This is a genomic window from Pseudomonas glycinae (genome assembly GCF_001594225.2).
In the GTDB taxonomy this organism is placed as follows: Bacteria; Pseudomonadota; Gammaproteobacteria; order Pseudomonadales; family Pseudomonadaceae; genus Aquipseudomonas; species Aquipseudomonas glycinae.
In genome coordinates this window covers 4,384,103-4,407,438 of record NZ_CP014205.2, presented here as the reverse complement: position 1 = coordinate 4,407,438, position 23,336 = coordinate 4,384,103, and the positions used below count along the sequence as shown (strand labels likewise).

Sequence of the window (23,336 nt, the reverse complement as noted above, 5' to 3'; positions counted from 1 at the left end):
GATGGACGCCGCCCCCGCGGCCTTTCTACACTGCCCGCAATCTGGGGATCGGGGGGCAATGGATGAACCGCAATGAACTACGCAAGGCCGACATCAACCTGATGGTGGTGTTCGAGACCTTGATGCTCGAACGCAACGTGACCCGGGCCGCCGAGAAGCTGTTTCTCGGCCAGCCGACCATCAGCTCGGCGCTCAACCGTCTGCGCACCATGCTCAACGATCCATTGTTCATCCGCGTCGGCCATCGCATGGAGCCGACCGCCCGTGCCGAAGACATCTATCGCCATCTCAAGCCTGCGCTCGACTCGTTGTCGGTGGCCCTTAGCCTGACCCGGGATTTCGATCCCGCCGTCAGCACCATGACCTTTCGCATCGGGCTGTCGGACGACGTTGAATTCGGACTGCTGCCACCGCTGCTGCGCGCCTTGCGCCAGGAAGCGCCGAGCGTGGTGTTTGTGGTGCAGCACGTCGATTACTGGCGGATTCCCGATCTGCTGGCCGCTGGCGACATCACCGTCGGCATCAGCCAGACCCGTGGTCTGCCGGCCAATGCCAAGCGCAAATTGCTGCGACACATTCAGCCGAGCATCCTGCGCGCCGACAAGTCCGACACGCCGCTGACCCTCGATGAATATTGCGCACGTCCCCACGTGCTGGTTTCCCACACCGCCAATGTCAGCGGTTATGCCGATGAGTGGCTGGCGGACATCGGTCGCACCCGTCAGGTGGTGCTGTCGGTGCCGCAGTACAGTTCGTTGCCGGCGCTGCTGGCCGGCACCGATCTGATCGCCAGCCTGCCGGACTACACCGCCGACGCCATGGCCGCGTCCGGGCTGCTGTTCAAGGAGCCGTTCCCGTTCAAGACTCCGACCCTCGATCTGTCGATGGTCTGGCTCAGCCACGTTGACAGCGACCCGGGCGAGCGCTGGCTGCGTTCGCGGCTGGAGCAATTCATGAGTGAGCGGCCGGTGATGTCGTCGCTGGAGTGAGTCAGGCATTGCTGTGTTATATGTACGACCTTTCCGCCGAACCACTGGAGCACCGAGATGCCGCACCTGCACCTGGAATACACCGCCAACCTGCCGCAACTGAACGCCGATGTTGCGTTGATCCGGCTCAACAACACCCTGGTGGGTTCCGGTCAATTCGGGGCGGAATTCGATATCAAGAGCCGTGCGCTCAAAGTTGAAACCTTCAAGGTCGGCACCGCCATGAACGAGCGCGCCTTTGTCGCGGTCAGGCTGGCGCTGCTCAGCGGTCGATCTTCGGAGATCAAGAAACAACTGTCGCAGAACCTGTTGGCGGTGTTGCAGGACCTGTGCGAATGGCCGGTCGGGGTCGAGGTGCAGTTGAGTGTGGAACTGCTCGATATCGACCGCGAGTCCTACAGCAAAGTCGCCATCGGCGTGTAGGACTCAGGCCGCTTCCAGCTCCGCGCAGGTCTTGATGACCTGCTCGCGCAACCAGAGGTTGGCGCTGTCCTGATCGACGTTGTGGCTCCACTGCATGTCGAGGGTGAAGCCCGGCAGACCATTGGGCGCCTCGCAGTGCTGGAACACCGCGTCGTTGGTCAGCAAACGCTGAATGCGCCGGGGCAGGGTCAGGATGAAGTCGGTGCCGGTGATCATCTTCAGCGCCGCGCTGTAACTGTTGGAACGGGCGACGATCTGGCGTTTCTGCGCCTGCCGCGCCAGCCAGCCATCGACCATGTTGGTGGTCGACGTCCACGGTGTCGGGAACACATGCCGGCGTTCGGTGAAGGCTTGCAGGCTCAGGCGCGGTTCCAGCGGCGTGGCGCGTTTGTCGAAGACGCAGACCAGGTCATCTTCCAGCAGCATGCGTGATTTCAGGTCGGCGTGACTGCGATGGAAGTTCGGACCGAAACAGATCACCAGATCGAGACTGCCGTCGCGCAATTCTTCGACCGGCACGTCGGTCTCGAACTTGTGCATGTTGACCATCACCGGCAAGTCATCGAAGTCGAAGCGTTTCAACATTCGCGGCAGGATCAGTTGTTCGAAGTATTCCGGTGCGCAGATGTTGAAGGTCACCGGTTGTGCCATCGGGTCGAAGGTCGGGGCGCCGGCGTGGCACAGGTTGATGCTTTCGAGGATTTTCTGCACATGGCCGTACATGCTGCTGGCCTTGTAGGTCGGGCGCATGCCCGTGCGGGTGTTGACGAACAACTCGTCCTCAAAACTGGTGCGCAGTTTTTTCAGGCAGTAACTGACGGTGGACTGGCTGACGAACAGCGCCTCCGACACATCGGTGACGCTGCTTTGCTCATACACGGCGACAAACACCATGAGATCCTGCATGTCGAGCTTTCTAAGCAAGTTACTGTTCAGCATCCGTTCCGTCTCGCTGTGCTCCTTGCGCCGAATCCGCGCAAACGTGTGCGCATGATCGTAACGGAACGATGGTGCCAGGAGAAAGCCCTGTAGGACGTTTCACGGTCAGTTGTGGGACAGAAAGTTTTAGTAACACGACGTGCCAACTTAAAGCCGGTGAAGATGGCCAGAAGCCTTTATCCAGACGGGTCGGCCAGATTAGTCCATGTGTTGCGCGTAATGCCGTGGGTTGAAGCGCAGCACCATCAGCAGCATAAGCACCATCACTGCCGTCAGTGACCACCAGGCCCACTCGAAGCTGCCCAGTCGATCGCGAACCACCCCGGCCATCAGCGGCGACAGCCCGGCAATCAGGTAACCGATACCTTGTACGAATGCGGTCAGCCCGCCGGCACGTTGCGGTTCGTCGAGGTGATCAAGGGACACGATCAGGCTCATCGGGAACAGTCCGCCGATGCCCAGCCCGAGCAGGCAGGGCCACAGCAGGCTCAGGTGCTGCGGGCAGAGGATCAGCCCCAGGAATCCGGCGATGATCAGGCCGAGCAGGGTGCCAAGCACCAGGCGTCGGTCACGGCTGCGATTGGCGATGGCGGGCACCACCAGCCCGGAAATCACCTCCATGGCCGTCAGAAAACCCAGCATCAGGCCGGCGTTTTGTTCGCTCCAGCCCTTTTCCACGTAGTACGGCGCCAGCCAGGCGAGCACGCAGGTGTAGGACGCGGTGCCCAGACCGAAGAAGATCGCGAGCAACCAGGCGCGGGAATTCGTGAAGAAAGATTCTTTTCTGACTACGGCCCGGGTGGTGTCCGGTGACGTGGCGCGAGTTGCCCACCACACAGGAATGGCGAGCAGTGCCAAAACCGCCCAGACGGCAAGCCCTGCCCGCCAGTTACCGGTTTGCATCAGCACCCATGGTGCGAACGAAGCGGCCAGCGCCGCGCCGCCCATGATCGAAGTGACGTAAAGCCCCATGCACAGCGCCACGTTGTCGGGAAACCGCGATTTGATCAGCGCGGGCATCAAGGCCTGGATCAGGGAAATGCCGATCCCGGCCAGCACGGCGCTGGCGATCAATCCTCCCGCCGAGTCGAGAAACAACCGTGACAGCGTCGCCAAGCCAATGATCAGCAACGACAGCAGTACCGTGCGGTGTTCACCGAGGCGCCGACTGACCGTCATGCCGAAAAACATCGCCAGCCCCATCGCCATCACCGGCAGCAGGGTCAGCAATGCTGCGAGACTGAAACTCAGCGCCATATCGCCGCGAATGGCCGAGAGCAAGGGCCCGACCGCCGCCATCGACGGGCGCAGGTTGAGGGCGACCAGGATGATGCCGAGCATCAGCCAGACAGCGGGGCGGGCAGTGGCGCGTACGTTTTCCATCGTCAGACCTTTGAACCAGAGGCGGTCGATTAGGCGGTCAGGCGAGCGGAGCGGCAAATCAGAAAGTCGGGAGCGCTATCGAGAAATTCGATACGGTCCCTCGTCGCCAGCGACTGAACCACAGCTGAACCATTCTCAAATACTCCAAAAGTTTCATGGTTATTTCATGGGCCAACTAATCGTTGGCTTCTTTTTCACAAAAAATTGATGGTTGCGTGCTTAAAGTTTGTGTGGTCTGAGTCAATGAAATTTTCACAATTGACGACGGCACTTCTTTCAAGGAAATCGCCCCTCGCCATGCTCAAGTTAAAAGCCGTGCGCCCGGAATGGGTGACGTTGTTTGCCAGCGCCTTTCTTTTGGCCGGATTCAATTTCGTTCTCTGGCAGCACCTGTTCGATATTACCGCTGCGGACGGCAAGGGCATTGCCATGCGTATTGCGTTCGGGGTGATGATCTTCGCGGCGTATAACATCGTGCTGACGTTGCTGGCGTTTCGACCCGTGTTGAAACCGGTGTTGACGTTGTTGTTCATGGTCAGTGCCGGCGTGGCTTATTTCATGAGCCAATACGGGGTCATGATCGATGCCGGCATGTTTCGCAACTTTGCCGAAACCAACGCCACGGAAGTTCGCGACCTGCTGTCTTTGAAGTTGCTCGCTTATATCTTTTTTCTGGGTGTCTTGCCGTCCTGGTTGTTGTGGAAAGTTCCAGTCAACTATCGCCGTTGGCATCGCGAGTTATTAAGCAAAGTTGTGGTGAGTGTCGCGTCGGTTGCAGTCATTGGCGGCGTGGCGCTGGCCAATTATCAAGGGCTGTCGTCGCTGTTTCGCAATCACCACGAAATTCGCTTGATGCTGGTGCCGAGCAACTACATTGGCGCCTCGGCCGGTTATCTGCGTGAGCAGGTGGCCTCGGTGCATCAACCGTTCGTCACAATCGGCGAAGATGCCCAGCGCAACGCCGCCGTGCAGAACCATCCGCGCAAATCCCTGACGGTGCTGGTGGTGGGGGAGAGTGCCCGGGCGGAAAACTTCGGCATCCTTGGTTATGGCCGCGACACCACACCGAAACTGGACAAGGAAGCCGGCCTGATCGCTTTCACCGACGTGCATTCCTGCGGTACGGAAACCGCCGTGTCGGTGCCGTGCATGTTCTCCAACATGGGCCGCAAGAATTACGACGCCAGCAAGGCAAAAAATGAGGAAGGGTTGCTGGACGTGCTTAAACGGGCCGGGATCGACGTGATCTGGCGCGACAACCAGTCGGGCTGCAAAGGCACCTGCGATCGTGTCACCCTGCAGGATGTCAGCAATCTGAAAGATCCGGCGCTGTGCGCCAACAGCGAATGCCGCGACGAAATCCTGTTGCAGGGCCTGCAAAGCTTCATCGATCACCTGGACAAGGACACCGTGCTGGTCCTGCATCAGATGGGCAGCCACGGCCCGGAGTATTTCAAGCGTTATCCAAAGGAATACGAACACTTCACTCCGGTATGTGAGAGCAACGCGCTGAACAATTGCAGCCGCGAGAGCATCGTCAACGGTTACGACAACACGCTGGTGTACACCGACCATGTGCTGTCGAGCCTGATCGATGTGTTGCGCAGCAATCAGGACAAGGTCGATACCGCCATGCTGTACCTGTCCGACCACGGCGAGTCGTTGGGTGAGTACAACCTGTTCCTCCACGGCACGCCGTACATGCTGGCGCCGGAGCAGCAGAAACACGTGGCGATGCTGGCCTGGTTCTCCGACAGCTATCAGAAGTCCTACTCGGTCGACACTCATTGCCTGCAAATGAGCCGCGACAAGCCATTGAGTCAGGACAACCTGTTTCACTCGATGCTCGGTCTGCTGGAAGTGCAGAGCAAGGTCTACCAGCCCGATCTGGACATGTTTGCCGGCTGCCGGGGCGCGGTGATCGACGGGGTATTGGCCAAGGACTGAGCCGGCAGACTCACTCTGTAAGACTATTCTTTCCCACAGGCAGGAGAATTCATCAAGCTCTTGCCCTGTAGAGGCGCGGAAAGCGCCGGTGGCGATATATACTGCGCGCCATTCTTGAAGGGAGAGCCGTGTGGCCATCGATATTCACTGGATTCGCGACAACGATAGCCTCGCGCAGTTTTGCGCCGAGTGGCAGCAGCTGCCGTTCGTTGCCCTCGACACCGAATTCATGCGGGTCGACACCTTCTATCCGATTGCCGGCCTGTTGCAGGTTGGCGACGGCAAACGCGCCTACCTGATCGACCCGCTGACCATCAACGCCTGGCAACCCTTGGCCGCGCTGCTGGAAAACCCGGCGGTGCTCAAAGTCCTGCACGCCTGCAGCGAAGACCTCGAAGTTCTGCTGCGCCTGACCGGCAGCCTGCCGGCGCCGCTGTTCGACACCCAACTGGCCGCTGCCTACCTGAACCTCGGGTTCTCGATGGGCTATTCGCGTCTGGTGCAGGAAGTGCTGGGCATCGAACTGCCGAAGGGCGAAACCCGGTCCGACTGGTTGCAGCGTCCGTTGTCCGACACGCAAATCAGCTATGCCGCCGAAGACGCCGTGCATCTGGCGGAGGTTTTCGTACAACTGCGTCCGAAACTGTCCGACGACAAATTCGCCTGGGTGCTGGAGGACGGCGCCGAACTGGTCGCCAACCTGCGCCGCGAGACCGATCCGTACGAGGTGTATCGCGAGGCCAAACTGGCGTGGAAGCTGTCCCGCGCCCAACTGGCTGTGCTGCGCGAATTGTGCGCCTGGCGCGAGCGCGAGGCCCGCGCCCGCGACCTGCCGCGCAATCGCATCGTGCGTGAACACTCGCTGTGGCCGCTGGCCCGGACCCAACCGGACAACCTCAGCGCGCTGGGCAAGATCGAAGACATGCACCCGCGTACCGTGCGTCAGGACGGCGAGTTTCTGCTTGATCTGATCAAGCGCTCTGGCAGTGTGGGGCCTGATCAATGGCCGCCAGCCGTGCCGGAGCCGTTGCCGATCGAAGCCGCCGCGCTGATCAAACAGCTGCGGGCGCTCGGTCAGGCCGAAGCTGAGCGTCTGGGCATCGCGCCGGAACTGATGCTGCGCAAGAAAACCCTCGAAGCGCTGGTCAAAAGCGGCTTCCCCGAGGGTCCTTACCAATTGCCTGATTCGCTGCGTGGCTGGCGCCGCGAATTGATGGGCCAGAAGCTGCTCGACAGCCTGGCCACCGCCGGAGAACAGCCTTGAAACGTATTTGTTCCATTTATCAAAGTTCGAAGAAAAGCGGCATGTACCTGTACGTGCTCAAGAGCGATGCGCTGGAGCGCGTGCCGGAAGGCCTGATGGCGGCGTTCGGCAAGGCCAGGCATTCCTTCGATCTGGTACTGACCCCCGAGCGCAAGCTGGCCAGCGAAGACATCGCCGTGGTCCTGGAAAACCTCGAAAAGCAGGGCTATCACCTGCAAATGCCACCGGCCGAGGAAGAGTACATCGAGCACTTGCCCGAAGAGTTGCTGCGACGCAACGATCCGGTCTGATCCGCGAGGCCCTGTCCTGGGCCTCTGGTAACCCCTGGAACGGTTTTTACGGCGACGGCTGCCACGAAGTGGACGGCCGCCTGCACGGTTTGCGAAAGGTTTGAAGATGCGCGTTCTGATTGCTGAACACGACCACGCGATATACGCCCGACTGCTGCGTCAGGCGGCCCCGGAGCTTGAAGTACTGACCAGCGGCGACTCCGCCGAACTGGCCCGCCAGGCCGTCGATTGCCCGGTGTGGCTGGGCCAGCCGGATCTGCTGGCGACCCTGTTGCGTCAGGGCCATCAGCCCCAATGGCTGCAATCGACTTGGGCCGGGATCACGCCGCTGCTGGCCGACGGCCTGCGCCGGGATTACCGCCTGACCCGGGCCGTCGGCATTTTCGGCCAGGTGATGGCTGAATACGTGCTGACCTACATGCTCGGCCACGAGCGCGAAGTGCTGGCGCGACTGGTCAGCCAGGTCGAGCGCAAGTGGGACAACCGCACCGGCCAGAGTCTGGTCGGGCGCAAGGTGCTGATCGTCGGCACCGGTGACATCGGCCAGAGCGTGGCGCAGTTCCTGCTGCCGTTCGGCGTCGAGTTGTACGGCATCGCCAGCAGCGCCCGCGAGCAGGCGCCGTTTGTCGAAGTCGGTTCGATGGCGGACTTGCCGCGTCTGGTCGGCGAGGCGGATTACGTGGTCAACCTGCTGCCCAACACCGAGCACACCCACGACATTTACGATGCGGCGCTGTTCAAGCAATTCAAGCCGACCGGTTTGTTCATCAACGCCGGACGCGGTGTCGCGGTGGTCGATGCGGATCTGGTCGAAGCGTTGAAGGAAGGTCATCTGGCGGGCGCGGTGATCGATGTCTGCCGTCAGGAACCGTTGCCGCAACGGCATCCGTTCTGGACTGCATGGGGCTTGTTGCTGACGGGGCACAGCTCGGCGCCGACCTCGCCGCCGATGATGGTGCAGTTGTTTCTGGATAACGTGCGGGCGTATCAGGCGGGCGAAGCGTTGCGTGGGGAAGTGGATTTCGCACGCGGTTACTGACTAGAGATCGTTCCCACGCTCCGCGTGGGAATGCAGCCCGTGACGCTCCGCGTCACTGGACGCGGAGCGTCCCTTGAGGCATTCCCACGCAGAGCGTGGGAACGATCAAACGGGGCTTAGAGGGTGAAATCGCCTTCAGCCGCCAGTTCGCTCAGCGGACGACGCGGGCTCGGCGTTTCCCGTGCTTGCAGGTAATCCGCCAGGGTTGCCTTGTCACCCAGCTTGCCCACCGCTACGGCGGCATGCAGCGCATAACCTTCTGGAATGTTCAGCTCCTTGCGGGTCAGCTCCTGATCGAAGCCGGCCATGCCGTGGGTGTGCCAGCCGCTCAGGCTCGCTTGCAGCGCCAGATGGCCCCAGGCGGAACCTGTGTCGAAGGTGTGCCACAGCGCCGGTGTTTCCTCGGTCGCGCCCGGTGCGGTGAAGGTGGTTTTCGAAATCACGATCACCAGCGCCGACGCGTGCTGCGCCCAGCTGCGGTTGAATTCATTGAGCAGGCCCAGGTAACGCTCCCAGTTCGGCGTGTCGCGACGGGCGTAGAGAAAACGCCACGGCTGCGAGTTGTACGCCGACGGCGCCCAGCGTGCGGCTTCGAAGAAGCTCAGCAGGGTTTCTTCCGGGATCGCTTCGCCGGTGAAGGCGCGGGGCGACCAGCGATCAGTGAACTGCGGGTGAATGGCGTATTCGGCAACGCGAGGGTTGGCACTCATCGAAAGATTCCTTGCTACGTTTGAGGACAGGTTGGAAGCGAAACCCGGCGGGATCAGTTGGGCTGAACGATGGGGTTGTGGCGCAAGCCTGCAGATCACCGGATGCAACGCGGTCGAGCGTTTATGGCATCCGGCAAAGGCCTGGTGTGACCGGCAAAGCTACTTGGCCGTGCAAAAACTGACAAGCCCCGCACAACCGGCAGTCGCCAGCGCTTGGATCACGGGGCCTTGGGCACTAGACTGGCGGCCTTTTCACCACCTGATGTTGATGCTTGAGCCATGGCCGCCAAAGTCGAACCGTTCTGGATACGCAAAACCCTCGATCAACTCGACCACGAGGAATGGGAATCGCTGTGCGACGGTTGCGGCCTGTGCTGCCTGCAAAAGCTCGAGGATGAGGAAGACAACAGCGTCTATTACACGCGCATCGCCTGCAAACTGCTGGACCTGAAAACCTGTCAGTGCAGCGATTATCCGAACCGCATGAAGTTTGTCCCGGACTGCATCCAGCTCACCCCGGGCCAGGCGGAAGAATTCAAATGGCTGCCGCCGACCTGCGGTTATCGGCTGGTCAGCGAAGGCAAGGACCTGCCGTTGTGGCATCACCTGGTCTGCGGTGATCGCGACGCTGTACACCACGAACGGATTTCTCAGTCGGGGCGCATGCTCGCCGAAGGCAGCGTGCCGGAAGACGACTGGGAAGATCATCTGATTTTCCGCGCAGGTTAACGATTGACCCAGGAGCAGGTATGGCGACGGGATTGCGCCGAGCAGTGAGCGTCACGCTGCTGGCGCTGAGTGCGCCGGTGTGGGCGGCGAAGAAAGTTGATCTGGATTATCAGGTACGCCTGCTGCCGCAGAGCGATCAGGCCGAAGTGCGCCTGACCCTGGCCAAGGGCGAAGCGGTGCGCAGCCTGGATTTTGATCTTGGCGATGGCAGCCACTACAGCGACTTCAAGGCCGACGGCCAGTGGCAACTGACGCCGGGCAAAGCGGCGCGCGGGGTCTGGCGCCCGACGGCGGACAAGGCCAGCCTGACCTACCGCGTGCGCATCAGCCACGGCCGCAAGAACGGCAGCTTCGACACGCGCATGACCCCGACCTGGGCGCTGATGCGCGGCGATGAACTGGTGCCGCCGGCCAAGCTTGATCAGCAGGATGGCATCGAGCTGGTCGCGCGCCTGCACTTCGAATTGCCCGACGGCTGGAAAAGCGTCGAAACCGCCTGGCCGCGCATCGGCAAGAACAAATTCCGTATCGACAATCCGTCACGCCTGTTCGACCGCCCGACCGGCTGGATGCTCGCCGGCCACCTCGGTAGCCGCCGCACCCGGTTGGGGGAAACCGAAGTCACGGTGGCCTCGCCGCAAGGGCAGGGCATGCGCCGGATGGATGTGCTGACGCTGCTGACGTTTGTCTGGCCGCAGGTGCAGGCGGTGTTTCCGCGCCATCCGAGCAAACTGCTGATTGTCGGCGCCAACGACCCGATGTGGCGTGGCAGCCTCGCGGCGCGAGAGTCGATCTACCTCAACACGCGGTTGCCGCTGGTCAGCGAAAACGGCAGCAGCGCCCTGATGCGCGAGCTGGTGCAGGTGTTCGGACGGATCAACGACGAGCAGCGCAGCGACTGGATCAGCGAGGGTTTTGCCGAGTATTACGCCATCGAACTGGTGCGCCGTGCCGGGGGCATGAGCGACGAGCGTTATCAGGCGTTGCAGGCGAAACTGGCCAAGGACAGCCAGAAAGTCACGACCCTGCGCGGCGAGCAGATTAGCCCCGCGCAGCTGTCGAAAGCGGTGCTGTTGTTGCAGGAGCTGGACGGCGAGATTCGCCTGAAGACCCGCAACAAGCGCTCGCTGGATGACGTGCTGCGCGGCGCGATGCATCTGGGGACGGTGGATACCAAAGCGTTCGTGCAACTTGCCGAAAGCATTCTCGGCGAGTCGTCCAAAGTCCTTGATACCGCGTTACTGCAGTAAAACCGTCATCGCTGGCAAGCCAGCTCCCACAGGTTCGTGCGGTGAACGCTGATTTTTTGTCCCGCCCAAATCGGTTTGTGGGTTGGGCACTGATTTGTGCCCAACTCAAAACATTGTGGGAGCTGGCTTGCCAGCGATGAGGCCATCAGCCTCAAGGCAAATCCAGGATCAAACCCCGGCTTTCGGCGATTTCACCGAGTCATTGCCGGTCACGGTGGCGGTCTTGGTCGCCGCCTCGGCATTGGCCTTGAGCTTGCTCAGTTCTTCACCGGCCCGCTCGATCTTCGCCCGCACGTTGTTCATGTCCTGACGGCTTTTCTCCAGCAGGCTTTTCACCGAACTGTGACCGGTAATGCCGCGGGCCATGGCCACGCCGCCAATCGCCACCTGAATCAGCCCGAATACCCCGCCACGGCGCAGGCCCTTGCCGACCATGATCACGCCGCCGGCCAGCGAGCCGATGCGCTCCCAGCCTTCGACGTTCTGCTCAGGACGGCTCTGAAACGGGGTGGATTCGATACGTTCGACGCGTTTGAGCTCGGTCATGATCTTTCTCCAGGCAATGAGTAATGGATAAACAAGCTGACTGCGCAGGCGGTCAGCTCGTTCCATCGGATGTGCGGCGTTTCAGCGGAATTTCGGCCCGGAGCGGGTATTCAGGCCTTTGGCCATGCGGTCGTAGAGCACAACGTTGACCGTGGCGGCGAGGTTCATGCAGCCGGTGGTCGGGATGTACACGACATCTTCGCACCAGTCGCGGATCTCCTGATCCAGCGAGCCGTCTTCGGGGCCGAAGATGTACAGGGCGCGATCCGGGTGGGTGTATTCCGGCAGCGGGCGGGCGCCATCGACCAGTTCCACGGCGACCGGGACGCAATTGAGCGGCAGGATCTTTTTCAGGTCGTCGATGCCGATCAGCGGGATGTCGTAGTGCACGCGCTTGGTGTCGGTGACGAAGTCGGCGGCGCGTTCATAGCGCTTGCCGGTATAGAACACGGTCGACACGCCGTAGCAGCCTGCGGCGCGCATCACCGAACCGACGTTTTCCGGTGATTTGGGGTTATACAAACCAATGCAGCTGTACCGTTTGTCTGCCACGAGCGGGGTGCCTTCGGGAAAAAGAGGGCGATTATACGGGGATTGGGGGAGGGCGGGCAGATTCAGGATCTGCGGTGCTGATCGTTCCCACGCTCTGCGTGGGAATGCCTCAATGGACGCTCTGCGTCCGCTTTGGGACGCGGAGCGTCCCGGACTGCATTCCCACGCGGAGCGTGGGAACGATCGGAGTGGTGGCTCAGTCTTCTTTCTTCATCAACCCGGCCAAGGCAGCAAAAGGGTTATGCGTAGCCTTGGCGATTTTCGGCGTGCTCAGCGAGCCTTCGCCGAAGTACTGCTGGTCGGTGTAGCGCGAGTGTTCGTTGTCGTGGCAGTACAGGCACAGCAGTTCCCAGTTGGAACCGTCCTGCGGGTTGTTGTCATGGTTGTGGTCACGGTGGTGCACAGTCAGCTCGCTCAGGCGCTTGCCGGAAAACTCACGGGCGCAGCGGCCGCACACGTGCGGGTACATCTTCAGGGCCTTGTCGCGGTAGCCCATTTCCTTGTCGCGCTGGTTGTCGGCGAGGATGCGATCCAGCTTCGAAGTGCTGGTCGGGGTGGACGAACTCATGGGTTCACCTTTGCAGAAGACTAATGACGGTTAGGGGGCAAGTTTAGCTCAGCCCTTGAGCTTCTCGGCAATCCAGATCGTGTGGCGCGTGCCCTTGTTGCCGTGGGCGAAGACCTGCACTTCCTCGGCCTTGAAACCGGCTTTCTTCAATTTGTCGGAAAACTGCCGGTCGGCGCTGGCCGACCATACCGCGAGCACGCCTTTGGGCCGCATCGCTTTGGCGCACGCGGCCAGCCCTGCGGCGGAATACAGCCAGCTGTTGGCCTTCTGGGTCAGGCCTTCGGGGCCGTTGTCGACGTCGAGCATGATCGCGTCGAAGCCGTTCGGCTCGCTTTGCAGCACCTTGGCCACGTCTTCCTGACGGATCACCGTGCGCGGATCGAGCAACGGACGTCCGGACTTTTCACCGAGCGGACCACTGTTCCACTCGACCACGCCGGGCACCAGTTCGGCTACCACCACTTCGGCGCTCTTGCCCAGATGCTTGAGCGCCGAGGCGAGGGTGAAGCCCATGCCCAGACCGCCGATCAACACCCGCGAGTTCGGCCGGCCGGCGACCTTGCGGCACGGGATCTCGGCCAGCGCATCTTCGGAACCGTGCATGCGGGTGTTCATCAATTGGCCGCCGTCGCCGCCCTGGATCTTGATGACGAAGTCCTCGCCATACTCGAACAGGCACAGGGCGCCGCCGTTGTCAGGGATCGGCGTGGTGTCGAGCAGAACGAAACGTTTCATGGAAATCTCTACAGGGGGGGAAGGCAAGCCGGCGCGTTGGGAGTAGCCTGAAGGCAGACTTCAGGCCAACGGAGCCCTTGATGAAGCGCACCATTCTAACGGTCATTACCCTGGCCGCGCTCTCGATAACTGCCGTACAGGCGCAACAGACGATTCCCGTCAGCCCGACACCGCAACCGGGCTCTCCCGGCACGGCGACGCCAACCCCGTATCCGCAGATCAGTCCTGTGCCGATTCCCAAGGCCGGCCCCGGCAGTGGCGGCCCGCCGCTGGTGCCGATCGAAATGCCCAGCCCGCCGACCAAGGATCAGCCCTTGCCGGGCCTGGAACAGAACGACAGCAAACCGAAATCCCCGGGAGGCTAGATCTGCTGGGCGGCGAGCTGGCCGTCGGCCATGCGCAGGCGTTTGGACAGGGAGACGGCGAGGGCGCGGATGATCTTGGCGGCGATCTTCGGCGCGTCATTGAGCATTTTTTCCAGTGAGTCCTTGCCGAGGTTGAGCAACTGACAGTTGCTCGCCGCCACGCAGGTCGCCGAGCGGCGCTCGCCGTCGAGTACGGCCATTTCGCCGAACGCCCGGCCGCTGCGCAGGGTGGCCATGGTCACGACCTGACCGTCGCCACCGGTTTTCTGCACGGCCACCTGGCCGGTGTGGATGATGCACATGAAACTGCCGGCATCGCCTTCGCGAAAGATCGCTTCGCCTTCTGCCACGGTGCTGATGCTGAAGTAGCCCGAGGCAGCGGCAAAATCCGCCAGTTGCAATTGATCGAACAGGCCGCAGTCCATCAGCCAGTCGCGGATTTCGTTGTTCAGTAGGGTTGGTTCTGACATGTCGTCACAGTCTTTTTGTTTTCACGGTTTCCGCGCGTTACACATTCCTTGTGGGAGCGGGCTTGTCCGCTCCCACAGGGTTCTATGTGTATCGGCTCTTAATGTCTGGAATTAAGACCCAAGTGACCGGCGGAGTTCCTCAGGCGATGCCCAGAACCTTGAAAACAAATGCATATTCGAGCGCTACGTCACGTAATCCCTGATAACGCCCACTCATGCCGCCGTGGCCGGCGCCCAGTTCGGTCTTGAGCAGCAATGGATTGTCATCGGTCTTGGTCGCGCGCAATTTCGCCACCCACTTGGCCGCTTCCCAATACTGCACGCGGCTGTCGTTGTAGCCGGCGATCACCAGTGTTGCGGGATACGCCTGCGCGGTGACGTTTTCGTACGGCGCGTAGGCCTTGATCCGCTCGTAGACCTCCGGTTCTTCCGGGTTGCCCCACTCGTCGTATTCGGTGACGGTCAGCGGCAGATCCGGGTCGAGCATGGTATTGAGCACGTCGACGAACGGCACTTCGGCAATCGCCGCGCCGAACAGATCCGGACGCTGGTTGAGCACCGCGCCGATCAGCAAGCCACCGGCGCTGCCGCCGCTGATCGCCAGCTGTGGCGCGGTGGTGATGCCGTTGAGGATCAGGAATTCGGCACAGGCAATGAAGTCGCTGAAGGTGTTGTGCTTGTGCTCCTGCTTGCCGGCGCGGTACCAGGCTTCGCCCAGTTCACCACCGCCGCGAACGTGGGCGATGGCGAATGCCATGCCGCGATCCAGCAGGCTCAGGCGGGCGTGGGAGAACCACGGATCGAGGCTTGAACCGTAGGCGCCGTAACCGTAGAGGTACAGCGGCACTGCTTTGCCGACCATTTCCCGTTTCATCACCAGACTGATCGGCACCTGGGTGCCATCCGGCGCAGTCGCCCACAGGCGCTGGCTGACGTAGGCGTCGGCGTCGAACGGGCCGAGCACCGGGGTTTCCTTGAGGACGGTCTGTTCACCGGTGGCGAGGATCAGTTGCCGAACCTGAGCCGGACGATTCAGCGCTTCATAGCGCAGGCGAATGCGGTCGCTTTCGAATTCCAGGCTGTTTTGCACATAGAGGCTGTAGGCCGCGTCCGGTAATTGCACGCGATAAGGCGCCAGACCGTGTGGGCGAACTTCGATGATCGGCAGACCACCTTCACGCAGGCTCAGGGTCAGGGCTTCGGCGTTGAGGGTCACGCCATCGAGCATCACAGAGTCGCTGTGGGGAATCAGGTTCTGCCAGTCGGCTTCGCTCGGCGTGATGCCGGTGTCCGGCGCTTGATACAGGGCGAAGTTGATGCCATCGCGGTTGGTGCGGATGAACCAGGTCCACTCGCCATCGAGCTTGCCGTGATCGACGTCGTATTCGTGATCCTCGACCCGTGGCGCCAGGCAAGTGAACGGCTGCTGCGGCTGATTGGCGTCCAGTGCCCAGACTTCGCTGGTGGTCTTGCTGCCCAGCGACAACAGCAATTGCTGCTCGGAGCTGGCGCGGTAGCAATGCAGGAAGAAACGCCCGTCCGGTTCGTGGAATACCTCTTCGGCGGCGGTGCCGTCCAGGCGGTAGCGGAACAGTTTGTGCGGGCGATGGGTGTCGTCGAGTACACCGAAGAACAGCGTCAGGCTGTCATTGGCCCAGGTCATGCTGCCATCGCAGTCCTGGAATTCCAGTTCGCTGACGCGCTCGCTGGATAATTCCTTCACGAACAGCGTGTAAATCTCGTCGCCCGAGGCATCGACGCTGTAGGCCAGACGCTGGTGATCCGGGCTGATGCTGAAGGCGCCGAGGGAGAAAAAGCCGCCGTTGGCCAGCGCGTTCGGGTCGAGCAGCAGCTGTTCGCGGCTTTCGTCGAGGGTCAGGCTGTCGTCGGCCGGACGCGGGCAGCGGTAGTGACGGGCGTATTCGTCACCTGCGGTGGTGCGGGTGTAATACAGGTACGGGCCCCATGGCGAGGGGAGGGACAGGTCGGTTTCGAGGATCCGGCCCTTGATCTCTTCGAACAGGGTTTCGCGCAGCTCCGCCTGATCGGCGGTCTGCGCCTGCTGGTAGTCGTTTTCAGCCTTGAGGTAGTCGAGCACCGCGTCGGTGTCGCGTTCCTGCAGCCAGGCGTACGGGTCGTGACCGGCGGCCTTGTGGGCAATCGGGGCGCTGCTGACGTTGGCGGATACGGGCATGGAAAGCTCTCGGACATGACAAATAAGGGCCGCACGGACGGCGGGGAAGCCTGACGTGCGAAAAGTCGTTACTATAAGCGCCTCTTTGCCTGCCTTGCCATGGACACCATGACCGAGAACGACTATCTGATCGCCTGGGGCCTTTACGCCTTTGCCGCCGTGGGCTGCCTGCTGGTGTGGATGCGCATGACCCGCTGGATGTGGCGCTGGCTGCGCGAGCCGCTGCGTGTGCTGATGGCGGTGTTGCTGTTCAGCCCGACCATCATTGACCCGGTGAAGGAAAAATTCGCCCCGGCCATCGCCATCACCGCGCTGGATCTGGCGTTCAAGGTCGGTAACAACGCCTGGCGCGCCATTTCCGAACTGCTCATGTACGCCATGATCGCGTTCGGCCTGTACCTGATTTTCGTGCTGATCCGTTTCCCGATCGAGCGCGCTTCGAACGCTCGCAAGGAACAGGCCGAAGCGGCTCGCGCAGCCGCCCGTGCCGAAGACGAGCGTGACGCCGATCAACCGTTCGGCGGCGCCGGCGATGACCGCTACGGTCGCCCGCCGGTACCGAGCAATCCGCAGCGCATGCGGGTCGAGCCGCGCCTGTAATCACGAGAGTCCGCACATGTGTGAATTACTGGGCATGAGTGCCAACGTGCCGACCGACATCGTGTTCAGCTTCACCGGGTTGATGCAGCGCGGTGGTCGCACCGGGCCACACCGCGACGGCTGGGGCATTGCCTTCTACGAAGGGCGCGGCTTGCGCCTGTTCCAGGACCCGGCGGCCAGCAGCGAGTCGGAAGTCGCCAATCTGGTGCAGCGCTATCCGATCAAGAGTGAAGTGGTCATCGGTCATATCCGTCAGGCCAACGTCGGCAAGGTCTGCCTGTCCAACACCCACCCGTTCGTCCGCGAACTGTGGGGGCGCAACTGGTGCTTCGCGCACAACGGCCAGCTCGCCGATTTCACCCCGATCAAGAGTTTTTACCGCCCGGTCGGCGATACCGACAGCGAAGCGGCGTTCTGCGATTTGCTCAACCGCGTACGTGCAGCGTTTCCGGAACCGGTCGATATAGAAGTGCTGCTGCCGGATCTGGTCGCGGCCTGCGCCGAATATCGCAGCAAGGGCGTGTTCAACTGCCTGCTGAGCGACGGCGACTGGCTGTTCTGCTATTGCTCGACCAAACTGGCGCAGATCACCCGTCGCGCACCGTTTGGCCCGGCACGGCTCAAGGATGTCGATGTGATCGTCGATTTCCAGGCCGAAACCACGCCCAACGACGTGGTGACGGTGATTGCCACCGAACCCTTGACCGAAAACGAAACCTGGACCCGCTACGAACCGGGCCAATGGAGCCTGTGGCGACGCGGCGAATGCGTCAGCCAAGGCACGACCGAATAAGGATTGCACCCCCATGTTGCTCAGTTATCTACGGCTGGTGTTGTTTGCGGCGGGCCTGTTGATCGGTGTCCAGGTGCCGGGTTTCATCAACGATTACGCCAAGCGGGTCGAAGCGCACCTGATCGAGGCGCAGACCGGTCTGCGCGGCTTCCAGGGCACCGCCGAGCAGTTCTTCAAAGGGGATATCCAGGCGCTGGTCGCCCATTACCGGGCCAGCGAAGATCCGGTGTTTCGCAGCGATGCCGACAGCTTGAGCACTTTGCTCAACCGTCAGCTGGCGCTGGACAAGCAATTCCAGGCGATGCAGGGCCCGTGGTACATCCGCTTCCTGCAGGTGGTGCTGGCCGCCGATCCGGACATCCGCAAGGAAACCTGGAATGGCTACAGCTACCAGATCCTGCTGACGCCTGAGGCGATGATCTGGGGCATGAGCGGCGCGATGTTGCTGTCGTTCGGCCTGGAGTGCCTGTTCCGTCTGATCGACTGGGTGGTGCTGGGCGGCAAGCGCCTGCGCCAGAGCCGGCCGATCGAAGACCGGGATGTGCGCGGGCTCTGAGCCTTATGAAGATCGTTCCCACGTCGAGGCGTCGAACCGTCTGCGTGGGAATGCCTCAACGGACGCTCCGCGTTCGGCTTGCGAGGGACGCGGAGCGTCCCGGGCTGCATTCCCACGCAGAGCGTGGGAACGATCAACTTAGAACGATGTAATCCTTGCCCACCTTGCGCGCATATTCCTCCAGCACCTGCTGACACAGCGTCACAATCTCCTCGACCCATTCCACACCGACCCGCCACGACACCACGACCTGCAGGTTCGGCGGGCGTTGTTCGATGTCGAGCAGGGTCAGTTCGCCCCGCGCCAGCTCCTCGGCCACCAGCACCGGCGGCAACGCGCCAATGCCGAACCCGTCGCGTAACAGCCGGGTAATTGCCGACACCGAATTCACACAGTTCAACCGTGGCGCCAACACACCTTGGGCCTGCATCAACGCCAGGATGTCCTGGTGCGGCCGGGAGTTTTTCGAGTAGGTGATGATCCGTTCCTGGGCCAGGTCGGCGAGGCTTTGGTAATCGCGGTTGTAGATCGAGTTGCTGGCGACAATCCAGCCGATGGGGTGGCTGGCCAGCTCCAGGCTGCGCACGCTTTCCTGACGCACCAGATCGGTTTGCAGGATCAGATCGAGAAAGCCTTTTTGCAGCTGATCGCAGAGGTTCAGCGAGGTATCCGCCACCAGCTCGATTTCCACCCGTGGGTACAGATCGGTCATCTGCGCCACCAGCGGGCTGAGCCAGGTGTGGATCACCGTGTCCATCACCCCGATCCGTACCCGGCCGACCTTGCTCGATCGGGTCTCGATCGACTGCTTCAGCGCCTGCATCGTGTCGAGCATCTGCTCGGCATAGTCCAGCACTTTCAAACCTTCGGGCGTCAGGCTGACGCCGCGTGAATCACGCAGGAACAGCTTCACCCCGAGCTCGCCTTCGAGCACCGCGATCCGGCTGGAGATCGAGGCCTGGGTGGTGAACAGCTTGTCGGCGGTCAGGCGAAAACTTTTCAGCCGGGCGACCCAGACGAAGGTTTCGAGAAACTTCAGGTTCATGGCATCAAATTTTTCTTATGTCTTGGGCGGGTTTTTATTCGTTGGACGCGACCGGGTGAAGCACCCAAGAATCGACGCATCCGGTTCCCACGATAGGCGTCGTCGGAGCTTCGAACAAGACCAATAAAAGCCTGCGGAGACATGCCATGAGTGCGCCCGACACCCTCGACCTCCCCAAGACTGCGGCCCGTTCCGGCCCGTTCGACTGGTATCGCAACATCAATCAGCAGGAGCGCCGGACCTTCTGGAGCTGCAAGATCGGCTACGGTCTGGACGGCATGGACACCCAGATGCTCAGCTTCGTGGTGCCGACCCTGATCGCGATGTGGGGCATCACCACCGGCGAAGCCGGCCTGATCCACACCAGCACCCTGATCGCTTCGGCCATCGGCGGTTGGGTGGCGGGGATTCTCTCCGACCGCATCGGCCGCGTGCGCACCCTGCAACTGACGGTCCTGTGGTTTGCCTTCTTCACTTTCCTCTGCGGCTTCGCCCAGAACTACGAGCAACTGCTGATCGCCCGCACCCTGATGGGCTTCGGTTTCGGCGGTGAATGGACGGCGGGTGCAGTGCTGATCGGCGAAGTGATCCGCGCCAAGGACCGCGGCAAGGCGGTGGGCATGGTGCAATCCGGCTGGGCCTTGGGTTGGGGCCTGACGGCAATTCTCTATGCGCTGCTGTTCTCGGTGTTGCCACCGGAAGATGCCTGGCGCGCACTGTTCGTCCTCGGCATCGTGCCGGCGGTGTTCGTGATTTTCGTCCGCCGTCTGGTGAAGGACCCGGAGATTTATCGTGAAGCCAAAGCCAAACAAACCCCGGAAAGCCCGTCGAAGTTCTACGAGATCTTCGCCCCCGGCATGCTCTTCACCACGATTCGCGCCTCGTTGCTGACCACCGGCGCCCTCGGCGGTTATTACGCGATTACCTCCTGGCTGCCGACTTTTCTGAAGAACGAACGCGGTTTGAGCGTACTTGGCACCGGCGGTTATCTGGCGATGGTGATCATCGGTTCCTACGCCGGTTATGTGATCAGCGCCTATTTGACCGACCTGCTGGGCCGCAAGAAGAACTTCATCCTGTTCGCGGTCGGCTCGTTCACCATCGTTCTGCTCTACACCCAATTGCCGGTCAGCAACGGCGTGATGTTGTGGCTGGGCTTCCCGCTGGGCTTCTTCGCCTCGGGGATTTTCAGTGGCATGGGCGCGTTTCTCACCGAGCTCTTTCCAACCCGGATTCGCGGTTCGGGGCAGGGCTTCTGCTACAACATCGGCCGGGCGCTGGCGGCATTGTTCCCGCTGCTGATCGGCCTGCTGAGCCAGAAAGTGCCACTGAGCGTAGGCATCGGTGCCTTTGCGGCGGTGTCCTACGGCGTGGTGATCCTCGCGGCGTTGAGCCTGCCGGAAACCCGTGGCAAGCAACTGGACGCGCAGTAACTGATAACCTGCGACAACTGTCCTACAGCACAAAAAGATAACAGCTACAGGAGTGTTCACCGTGAGCCGCCTGCTATTGAACTGTGACATCGGCGAGAGCTTCGGCAGCTGGACCATGGGTCTGGACGCGGAAGTCATGCCTTTCATCGATTGCGCCAACATTGCCTGCGGTTTTCACGCCGGCGACCCGGGCATCATGCGCAAGACCGTCAGCCTGGCCCTGAGCCACGGCGTGCAGATCGGCGCGCATCCGGCCTATCAGGATCTGGTGGGGTTCGGCCGGCGCTCCATGGCGTACACCGCCCAGGAACTGCAAGACATCCTGCATTACCAGATCGGCGCCCTCGACGGTATTTGCCGTGCCCAGGGTGGCAAAGTCAGTTACGTCAAACCCCACGGCGCGATGTACAACGACATGATGGCGAACCCGGCGCAGTTGCGCGCGGTGATTCAGGCCATCGCGGCTTACGATCGCAGCTTGCCGTTGATGCTGATGGCCACCCGCGACAACACGGCAGCCCAGCAACTCGGTGACGAATACGGTGTGACGCTGTGGTTCGAAGCCTTCGCCGACCGCGCCTACGACAGCGCCGGCCGACTGGTCTCGCGACAACTGCCGGGCGCGGTGCACCACGATTGCGAAACCATCATCGGGCAAGCGCTGACCATCGCCCGTGGCGACAACCTCACCGCCAGTGACGGCAGCGCGCTGCACCTGCAAGCCAACACTTTGTGCGTGCACGGCGACAACGCCAGCTCAGTGGCGGCCGTGCAGCGCATTCGTCAGGCCTTGAACGAGCAGAGCGCGCCATGAATCCGCGGGTGGAAGTGGTGGCGCTGGATTGCCTGATGCTGCGCCTGTTCGATGAAATCGCCGAAGCCAACATGCCGTGGATGCTCGCCGCCAGCGAGCGGCTGCGCGCGGTGTTCGGCGAACATCTGATCGATCTGGTGCCGTCGTACACCACGTTGATGGTGCATTACGACCTGACCGAATTGAACCCGAGTCAGGCCCGGGAATTGATTGCCGAAGCGCTGATCGACCTGTCGCCGAATGCGCGCACCGGCGGCCAGTGTCACCTGCTGCCGGTGTGGTACGACCTGAGCGTCGGCCCGGAATTGAGTTTGCTGTCTCAACGCAGCGGCTTGGCAGTAGAGGAGGTGATCCGCCGCCACAGTGCCCGTGAATATCAGGTGTTCGCGCTCGGATTCGCACCGGGGTTTGCCTTCATGGGCCTGGTGGAAGAAGTCCTCGCGGCACCGCGTCTGAATACCCCACGCAAGAAAGTCGCCGCCGGCAGCGTCGGCATCGCCGAACGGCAGACAGCGGCGTATCCGGTGGTGTCTCCCGGTGGCTGGAACCTGATCGGTCGCACGCCGGCAAAGTTGTTCGACCGTGAACGCGATGGCTACAGCCTCATGCAGCCCGGCGATACCGTACGTTTCGAAGCGGTGAGCCATGCCGAATTCATCCGCCTCGGCGGTGACGACACGCCTCTGGAGGCCCTCGCATGAGCCGACTGACGATTGAAGCGAGTACGCCGTTGTGCCTGTTGCAGGATGCCGGACGGTTTGGCGTGCGCCATCTGGGCGTGACCCAGGGCGGCGCGGCGGACTGGCGGTCGATGGCCTGGGCCAACTGGCTGCTGGGCAATGGCCTGGACTTGCCGGTAATCGAAATTACCCTCGGCGGGTTTACGGTGGTGGCTGAAGAAGATTGCTTGCTGGCATTGGCCGGCGCCGATCTTGGCGCGCAGATCGATGGCGAGGCATTGGCGCCGTGGCGCAGTTTCAAGCTGCGCAAAGGGCAGACCTTGAAGTTCACCCAGCCGTTGCTGGGCGCGCGGGCCTATCTGGCGGCGCCCGGCGGTTTCAGTGCGCCGCAAGTGTTGGGCAGCAGTGCCACGGTAGTGCGCGAAGAACTCGGCGGGCTCGATGGTTTTGGTCTGCCGCTGGCCAAGGGCGCTTCGCTGAGTTATCAGGGTGAAACCCTGTTGGTGCGTGAGGTGCCGGCGGAGCATCGACCGGATCTGCGCCTCGACGCGCCGCTCGATCTGGTGCTCGGCGCGCAGATCGGTCAGTTCAGCGGGCAGAGCCTGTTCGATGCATTCAACAGTGCCTGGACGCTGGACAGTCGTGCTGATCGCATGGGCATTCGGTTGCTGGGGACGGCGTTGCAGTATCAAGGCCAGCCGATGATTTCCGAGGGCATTCCGCTGGGCGCGGTGCAGGTGCCGCCGGACGGGCAGCCGATCGTATTGCTCAATGATCGGCAGACCATTGGCGGCTATCCACGATTGGGCGCATTGACACCGTTGGCGCTGGCCCGCCTGGCACAGTGTCTGCCGGGGGCGAAGGTCAGGTTGCGCCCGGTGGTACAGGACGTCGCACACCGGGAACACGTCGAATATCTGCGCCAGTTCAAACAACGCTAAAAGCATCGCTGGCAAGCCAGCTCCCACAGTGTTCGGCGGTGCTCACAAGATTTGTGTTCACCTCGATCCCTGTGGGAGCTG

Annotated in this window: 26 protein-coding genes; 16 read left to right on the top strand and 10 right to left on the bottom strand. The window is 61.8% G+C overall.

Features of this window, described 5'->3' with window-relative positions:
* The first annotated feature begins 62 nt into the window (after positions 1–62).
* Both AWU82_RS20095 and AWU82_RS20090 read left to right on the top strand, forming a co-directional pair.
* The gene (locus tag AWU82_RS20095) at positions 63–989 is read left to right on the top strand and encodes a LysR family transcriptional regulator (RefSeq protein ID WP_011332920.1); all 927 of its coding nucleotides are present in this window, start codon (positions 63–65) and stop codon (positions 987–989) included.
* A gap of 57 nt (positions 990–1,046) precedes the next feature.
* Positions 1,047–1,412: a 5-carboxymethyl-2-hydroxymuconate Delta-isomerase gene (locus AWU82_RS20090; RefSeq protein WP_064383123.1), complete on the top strand. Its 366-nt coding sequence runs from the start codon at positions 1,047–1,049 to the stop codon at positions 1,410–1,412.
* A 3-nt stretch (positions 1,413–1,415) separates the two neighbouring features.
* Here the strand turns inward: AWU82_RS20090 and AWU82_RS20085 are convergent, their stop codons facing one another.
* Together AWU82_RS20085 and AWU82_RS20080 are read right to left on the bottom strand one after the other, a co-directional pair.
* A complete protein-coding gene (locus tag AWU82_RS20085) occupies positions 1,416–2,351 on the bottom strand; it encodes a LysR family transcriptional regulator (protein ID WP_064383125.1) in 936 nt (311 codons plus the stop codon).
* 198 nt (positions 2,352–2,549) lie between these two features.
* On the bottom strand, positions 2,550–3,734 hold the full coding sequence (locus AWU82_RS20080; protein WP_064383127.1) for a cyanate transporter: 1,185 nt from the start codon (positions 3,732–3,734) through the stop codon (positions 2,550–2,552).
* A 297-nt stretch (positions 3,735–4,031) separates the two neighbouring features.
* Here AWU82_RS20080 and AWU82_RS20075 point away from each other — a divergent pair, with 297 nt between their 5' ends.
* The 4 genes from AWU82_RS20075 to AWU82_RS20060 all read left to right on the top strand — a co-directional run bounded on the left by AWU82_RS20075 (position 4,032) and on the right by AWU82_RS20060 (position 8,274).
* Positions 4,032–5,681 carry a phosphoethanolamine transferase gene (locus tag AWU82_RS20075; RefSeq protein WP_064383129.1) on the top strand — a complete coding sequence of 550 codons (1,650 nt, stop codon included), beginning with the start codon at positions 4,032–4,034 and terminating at the stop codon, positions 5,679–5,681.
* A gap of 130 nt (positions 5,682–5,811) precedes the next feature.
* Positions 5,812–6,945 carry a ribonuclease D gene (gene rnd, locus AWU82_RS20070; RefSeq protein ID WP_007958043.1) on the top strand — a complete coding sequence of 378 codons (1,134 nt, stop codon included), beginning with the start codon at positions 5,812–5,814 and terminating at the stop codon, positions 6,943–6,945.
* Positions 6,942–7,235, top strand: a complete 294-nt coding sequence (locus tag AWU82_RS20065; RefSeq protein ID WP_039772642.1) for a YcgL domain-containing protein — start codon at positions 6,942–6,944, stop codon at positions 7,233–7,235. The genes rnd and AWU82_RS20065 overlap by 4 nt, the downstream gene beginning before the upstream one ends.
* Before the next feature lie 106 nt (positions 7,236–7,341).
* Positions 7,342–8,274, top strand: a complete 933-nt coding sequence (locus AWU82_RS20060; protein WP_011332925.1) for a D-2-hydroxyacid dehydrogenase — start codon at positions 7,342–7,344, stop codon at positions 8,272–8,274.
* A gap of 116 nt (positions 8,275–8,390) precedes the next feature.
* Here the strand turns inward: AWU82_RS20060 and AWU82_RS20055 are convergent, their stop codons facing one another.
* A complete protein-coding gene (locus AWU82_RS20055; RefSeq protein WP_011332926.1) occupies positions 8,391–8,984 on the bottom strand; it encodes a nitroreductase family protein in 594 nt (197 codons plus the stop codon).
* Between the two features lie 279 nt (positions 8,985–9,263).
* Here AWU82_RS20055 and AWU82_RS20050 point away from each other — a divergent pair, with 279 nt between their 5' ends.
* Entirely contained in the window at positions 9,264–9,713 is a 450-nt protein-coding gene (locus AWU82_RS20050) for a YcgN family cysteine cluster protein (RefSeq protein ID WP_007958058.1), read from the top strand.
* 20 nt (positions 9,714–9,733) lie between these two features.
* Positions 9,734–10,963: a hypothetical protein gene (locus AWU82_RS20045; protein WP_064383130.1), complete on the top strand. Its 1,230-nt coding sequence runs from the start codon at positions 9,734–9,736 to the stop codon at positions 10,961–10,963.
* Positions 10,964–11,131: 168 nt separating this feature from the next.
* Here the strand turns inward: AWU82_RS20045 and AWU82_RS20040 are convergent, their stop codons facing one another.
* The 4 genes from AWU82_RS20040 to AWU82_RS20025 all read right to left on the bottom strand — a co-directional run bounded on the left by AWU82_RS20040 (position 11,132) and on the right by AWU82_RS20025 (position 13,364).
* The gene (locus AWU82_RS20040; protein WP_064383132.1) at positions 11,132–11,509 is read right to left on the bottom strand and encodes a YgaP family membrane protein; all 378 of its coding nucleotides are present in this window, start codon (positions 11,507–11,509) and stop codon (positions 11,132–11,134) included.
* 81 nt (positions 11,510–11,590) lie between these two features.
* On the bottom strand, positions 11,591–12,061 hold the full coding sequence (locus AWU82_RS20035; RefSeq protein WP_007958066.1) for an RNA methyltransferase: 471 nt from the start codon (positions 12,059–12,061) through the stop codon (positions 11,591–11,593).
* 196 nt (positions 12,062–12,257) lie between these two features.
* Entirely contained in the window at positions 12,258–12,629 is a 372-nt protein-coding gene (locus tag AWU82_RS20030) for a YajD family HNH nuclease (RefSeq protein WP_064383134.1), read from the bottom strand.
* Positions 12,630–12,677: 48 nt separating this feature from the next.
* Positions 12,678–13,364 carry a spermine/spermidine synthase domain-containing protein gene (locus AWU82_RS20025; RefSeq protein ID WP_064383137.1) on the bottom strand — a complete coding sequence of 229 codons (687 nt, stop codon included), beginning with the start codon at positions 13,362–13,364 and terminating at the stop codon, positions 12,678–12,680.
* A gap of 80 nt (positions 13,365–13,444) precedes the next feature.
* Between AWU82_RS20025 and AWU82_RS20020 the strand changes: the two genes are divergently transcribed.
* The gene (locus AWU82_RS20020; RefSeq protein ID WP_039772629.1) at positions 13,445–13,729 is read left to right on the top strand and encodes a hypothetical protein; all 285 of its coding nucleotides are present in this window, start codon (positions 13,445–13,447) and stop codon (positions 13,727–13,729) included.
* Here the strand turns inward: AWU82_RS20020 and AWU82_RS20015 are convergent.
* A complete protein-coding gene (locus AWU82_RS20015; RefSeq protein ID WP_007956482.1) occupies positions 13,726–14,199 on the bottom strand; it encodes a cyclic nucleotide-binding domain-containing protein in 474 nt (157 codons plus the stop codon). The two genes, AWU82_RS20020 and AWU82_RS20015, sit on opposite strands and share 4 nt — an antisense overlap.
* A 139-nt stretch (positions 14,200–14,338) precedes the next feature.
* Positions 14,339–16,393: a S9 family peptidase gene (locus tag AWU82_RS20010; protein ID WP_064383138.1), complete on the bottom strand. Its 2,055-nt coding sequence runs from the start codon at positions 16,391–16,393 to the stop codon at positions 14,339–14,341.
* A 99-nt stretch (positions 16,394–16,492) separates the two neighbouring features.
* Here AWU82_RS20010 and AWU82_RS20005 point away from each other — a divergent pair, with 99 nt between their 5' ends.
* The 3 genes from AWU82_RS20005 to AWU82_RS19995 are packed head-to-tail and all read left to right on the top strand — an operon-like array spanning position 16,493 to position 18,342.
* Positions 16,493–16,993 (top strand): hypothetical protein, encoded by a 501-nt coding sequence (locus tag AWU82_RS20005; protein ID WP_064383140.1) that lies wholly within the window; start codon positions 16,493–16,495, stop codon positions 16,991–16,993.
* A gap of 16 nt (positions 16,994–17,009) precedes the next feature.
* Positions 17,010–17,786, top strand: coding sequence for a class II glutamine amidotransferase (locus tag AWU82_RS20000; protein WP_025110635.1), 777 nt, complete (start codon positions 17,010–17,012; stop codon positions 17,784–17,786).
* Between the two features lie 13 nt (positions 17,787–17,799).
* Complete coding sequence (locus tag AWU82_RS19995; protein ID WP_011332934.1) at positions 17,800–18,342, top strand: DUF2937 family protein; 543 nt, start codon at positions 17,800–17,802, stop codon at positions 18,340–18,342.
* Positions 18,343–18,475: 133 nt separating this feature from the next.
* On the opposite strand, the gene AWU82_RS19990 is transcribed toward AWU82_RS19995, so the two are convergent.
* Entirely contained in the window at positions 18,476–19,387 is a 912-nt protein-coding gene (locus AWU82_RS19990) for a LysR family transcriptional regulator (protein WP_064383141.1), read from the bottom strand.
* Positions 19,388–19,533: 146 nt separating this feature from the next.
* On the opposite strand from AWU82_RS19990, the gene AWU82_RS19985 reads away from it, so the two are divergent.
* The 4 genes from AWU82_RS19985 (at position 19,534) to AWU82_RS19970 (ending at position 23,255) form a co-directional block, all read left to right on the top strand.
* Positions 19,534–20,820 carry an MFS transporter gene (locus tag AWU82_RS19985; RefSeq protein ID WP_064383143.1) on the top strand — a complete coding sequence of 429 codons (1,287 nt, stop codon included), beginning with the start codon at positions 19,534–19,536 and terminating at the stop codon, positions 20,818–20,820.
* A gap of 61 nt (positions 20,821–20,881) precedes the next feature.
* The gene (locus tag AWU82_RS19980) at positions 20,882–21,634 is read left to right on the top strand and encodes a 5-oxoprolinase subunit PxpA (protein WP_064383145.1); all 753 of its coding nucleotides are present in this window, start codon (positions 20,882–20,884) and stop codon (positions 21,632–21,634) included.
* A complete protein-coding gene (locus tag AWU82_RS19975; protein WP_064383147.1) occupies positions 21,631–22,335 on the top strand; it encodes a 5-oxoprolinase subunit B family protein in 705 nt (234 codons plus the stop codon). The genes AWU82_RS19980 and AWU82_RS19975 overlap by 4 nt, the downstream gene beginning before the upstream one ends.
* Positions 22,332–23,255 carry a 5-oxoprolinase subunit C family protein gene (locus tag AWU82_RS19970; RefSeq protein WP_064383148.1) on the top strand — a complete coding sequence of 308 codons (924 nt, stop codon included), beginning with the start codon at positions 22,332–22,334 and terminating at the stop codon, positions 23,253–23,255. Before AWU82_RS19975 ends, AWU82_RS19970 begins: the two co-directional genes overlap by 4 nt.
* The last annotated feature ends 81 nt before the right edge of the window (positions 23,256–23,336 follow it).

Coding starts and splice junctions, on each gene's coding strand:
- AWU82_RS20040 (WP_064383132.1), bottom strand. CDS start 11,509: ATGACCGAGCTCAAACGCGTCGAACGTATCGAATCCACCCCGTTTCAG.
- AWU82_RS20055 (WP_011332926.1), bottom strand. CDS start 8,984: ATGAGTGCCAACCCTCGCGTTGCCGAATACGCCATTCACCCGCAGTTC.
- AWU82_RS19975 (WP_064383147.1), top strand. CDS start 21,631: ATGAATCCGCGGGTGGAAGTGGTGGCGCTGGATTGCCTGATGCTGCGC.
- AWU82_RS20025 (WP_064383137.1), bottom strand. CDS start 13,364: ATGAAACGTTTCGTTCTGCTCGACACCACGCCGATCCCTGACAACGGC.
- AWU82_RS19990 (WP_064383141.1), bottom strand. CDS start 19,387: ATGAACCTGAAGTTTCTCGAAACCTTCGTCTGGGTCGCCCGGCTGAAA.
- AWU82_RS20010 (WP_064383138.1), bottom strand. CDS start 16,393: ATGCCCGTATCCGCCAACGTCAGCAGCGCCCCGATTGCCCACAAGGCC.
- AWU82_RS20075 (WP_064383129.1), top strand. CDS start 4,032: ATGCTCAAGTTAAAAGCCGTGCGCCCGGAATGGGTGACGTTGTTTGCC.
- AWU82_RS19985 (WP_064383143.1), top strand. CDS start 19,534: ATGAGTGCGCCCGACACCCTCGACCTCCCCAAGACTGCGGCCCGTTCC.
- AWU82_RS20015 (WP_007956482.1), bottom strand. CDS start 14,199: ATGTCAGAACCAACCCTACTGAACAACGAAATCCGCGACTGGCTGATG.
- AWU82_RS20095 (WP_011332920.1), top strand. CDS start 63: ATGAACCGCAATGAACTACGCAAGGCCGACATCAACCTGATGGTGGTG.
- AWU82_RS20090 (WP_064383123.1), top strand. CDS start 1,047: ATGCCGCACCTGCACCTGGAATACACCGCCAACCTGCCGCAACTGAAC.
- AWU82_RS20050 (WP_007958058.1), top strand. CDS start 9,264: ATGGCCGCCAAAGTCGAACCGTTCTGGATACGCAAAACCCTCGATCAA.
- AWU82_RS20020 (WP_039772629.1), top strand. CDS start 13,445: ATGAAGCGCACCATTCTAACGGTCATTACCCTGGCCGCGCTCTCGATA.
- AWU82_RS20005 (WP_064383140.1), top strand. CDS start 16,493: ATGGACACCATGACCGAGAACGACTATCTGATCGCCTGGGGCCTTTAC.
- AWU82_RS20085 (WP_064383125.1), bottom strand. CDS start 2,351: ATGCTGAACAGTAACTTGCTTAGAAAGCTCGACATGCAGGATCTCATG.
- AWU82_RS20060 (WP_011332925.1), top strand. CDS start 7,342: ATGCGCGTTCTGATTGCTGAACACGACCACGCGATATACGCCCGACTG.
- AWU82_RS19970 (WP_064383148.1), top strand. CDS start 22,332: ATGAGCCGACTGACGATTGAAGCGAGTACGCCGTTGTGCCTGTTGCAG.
- AWU82_RS19995 (WP_011332934.1), top strand. CDS start 17,800: ATGTTGCTCAGTTATCTACGGCTGGTGTTGTTTGCGGCGGGCCTGTTG.
- AWU82_RS20030 (WP_064383134.1), bottom strand. CDS start 12,629: ATGAGTTCGTCCACCCCGACCAGCACTTCGAAGCTGGATCGCATCCTC.
- AWU82_RS20080 (WP_064383127.1), bottom strand. CDS start 3,734: ATGGAAAACGTACGCGCCACTGCCCGCCCCGCTGTCTGGCTGATGCTC.
- AWU82_RS20000 (WP_025110635.1), top strand. CDS start 17,010: ATGTGTGAATTACTGGGCATGAGTGCCAACGTGCCGACCGACATCGTG.
- AWU82_RS20045 (WP_064383130.1), top strand. CDS start 9,734: ATGGCGACGGGATTGCGCCGAGCAGTGAGCGTCACGCTGCTGGCGCTG.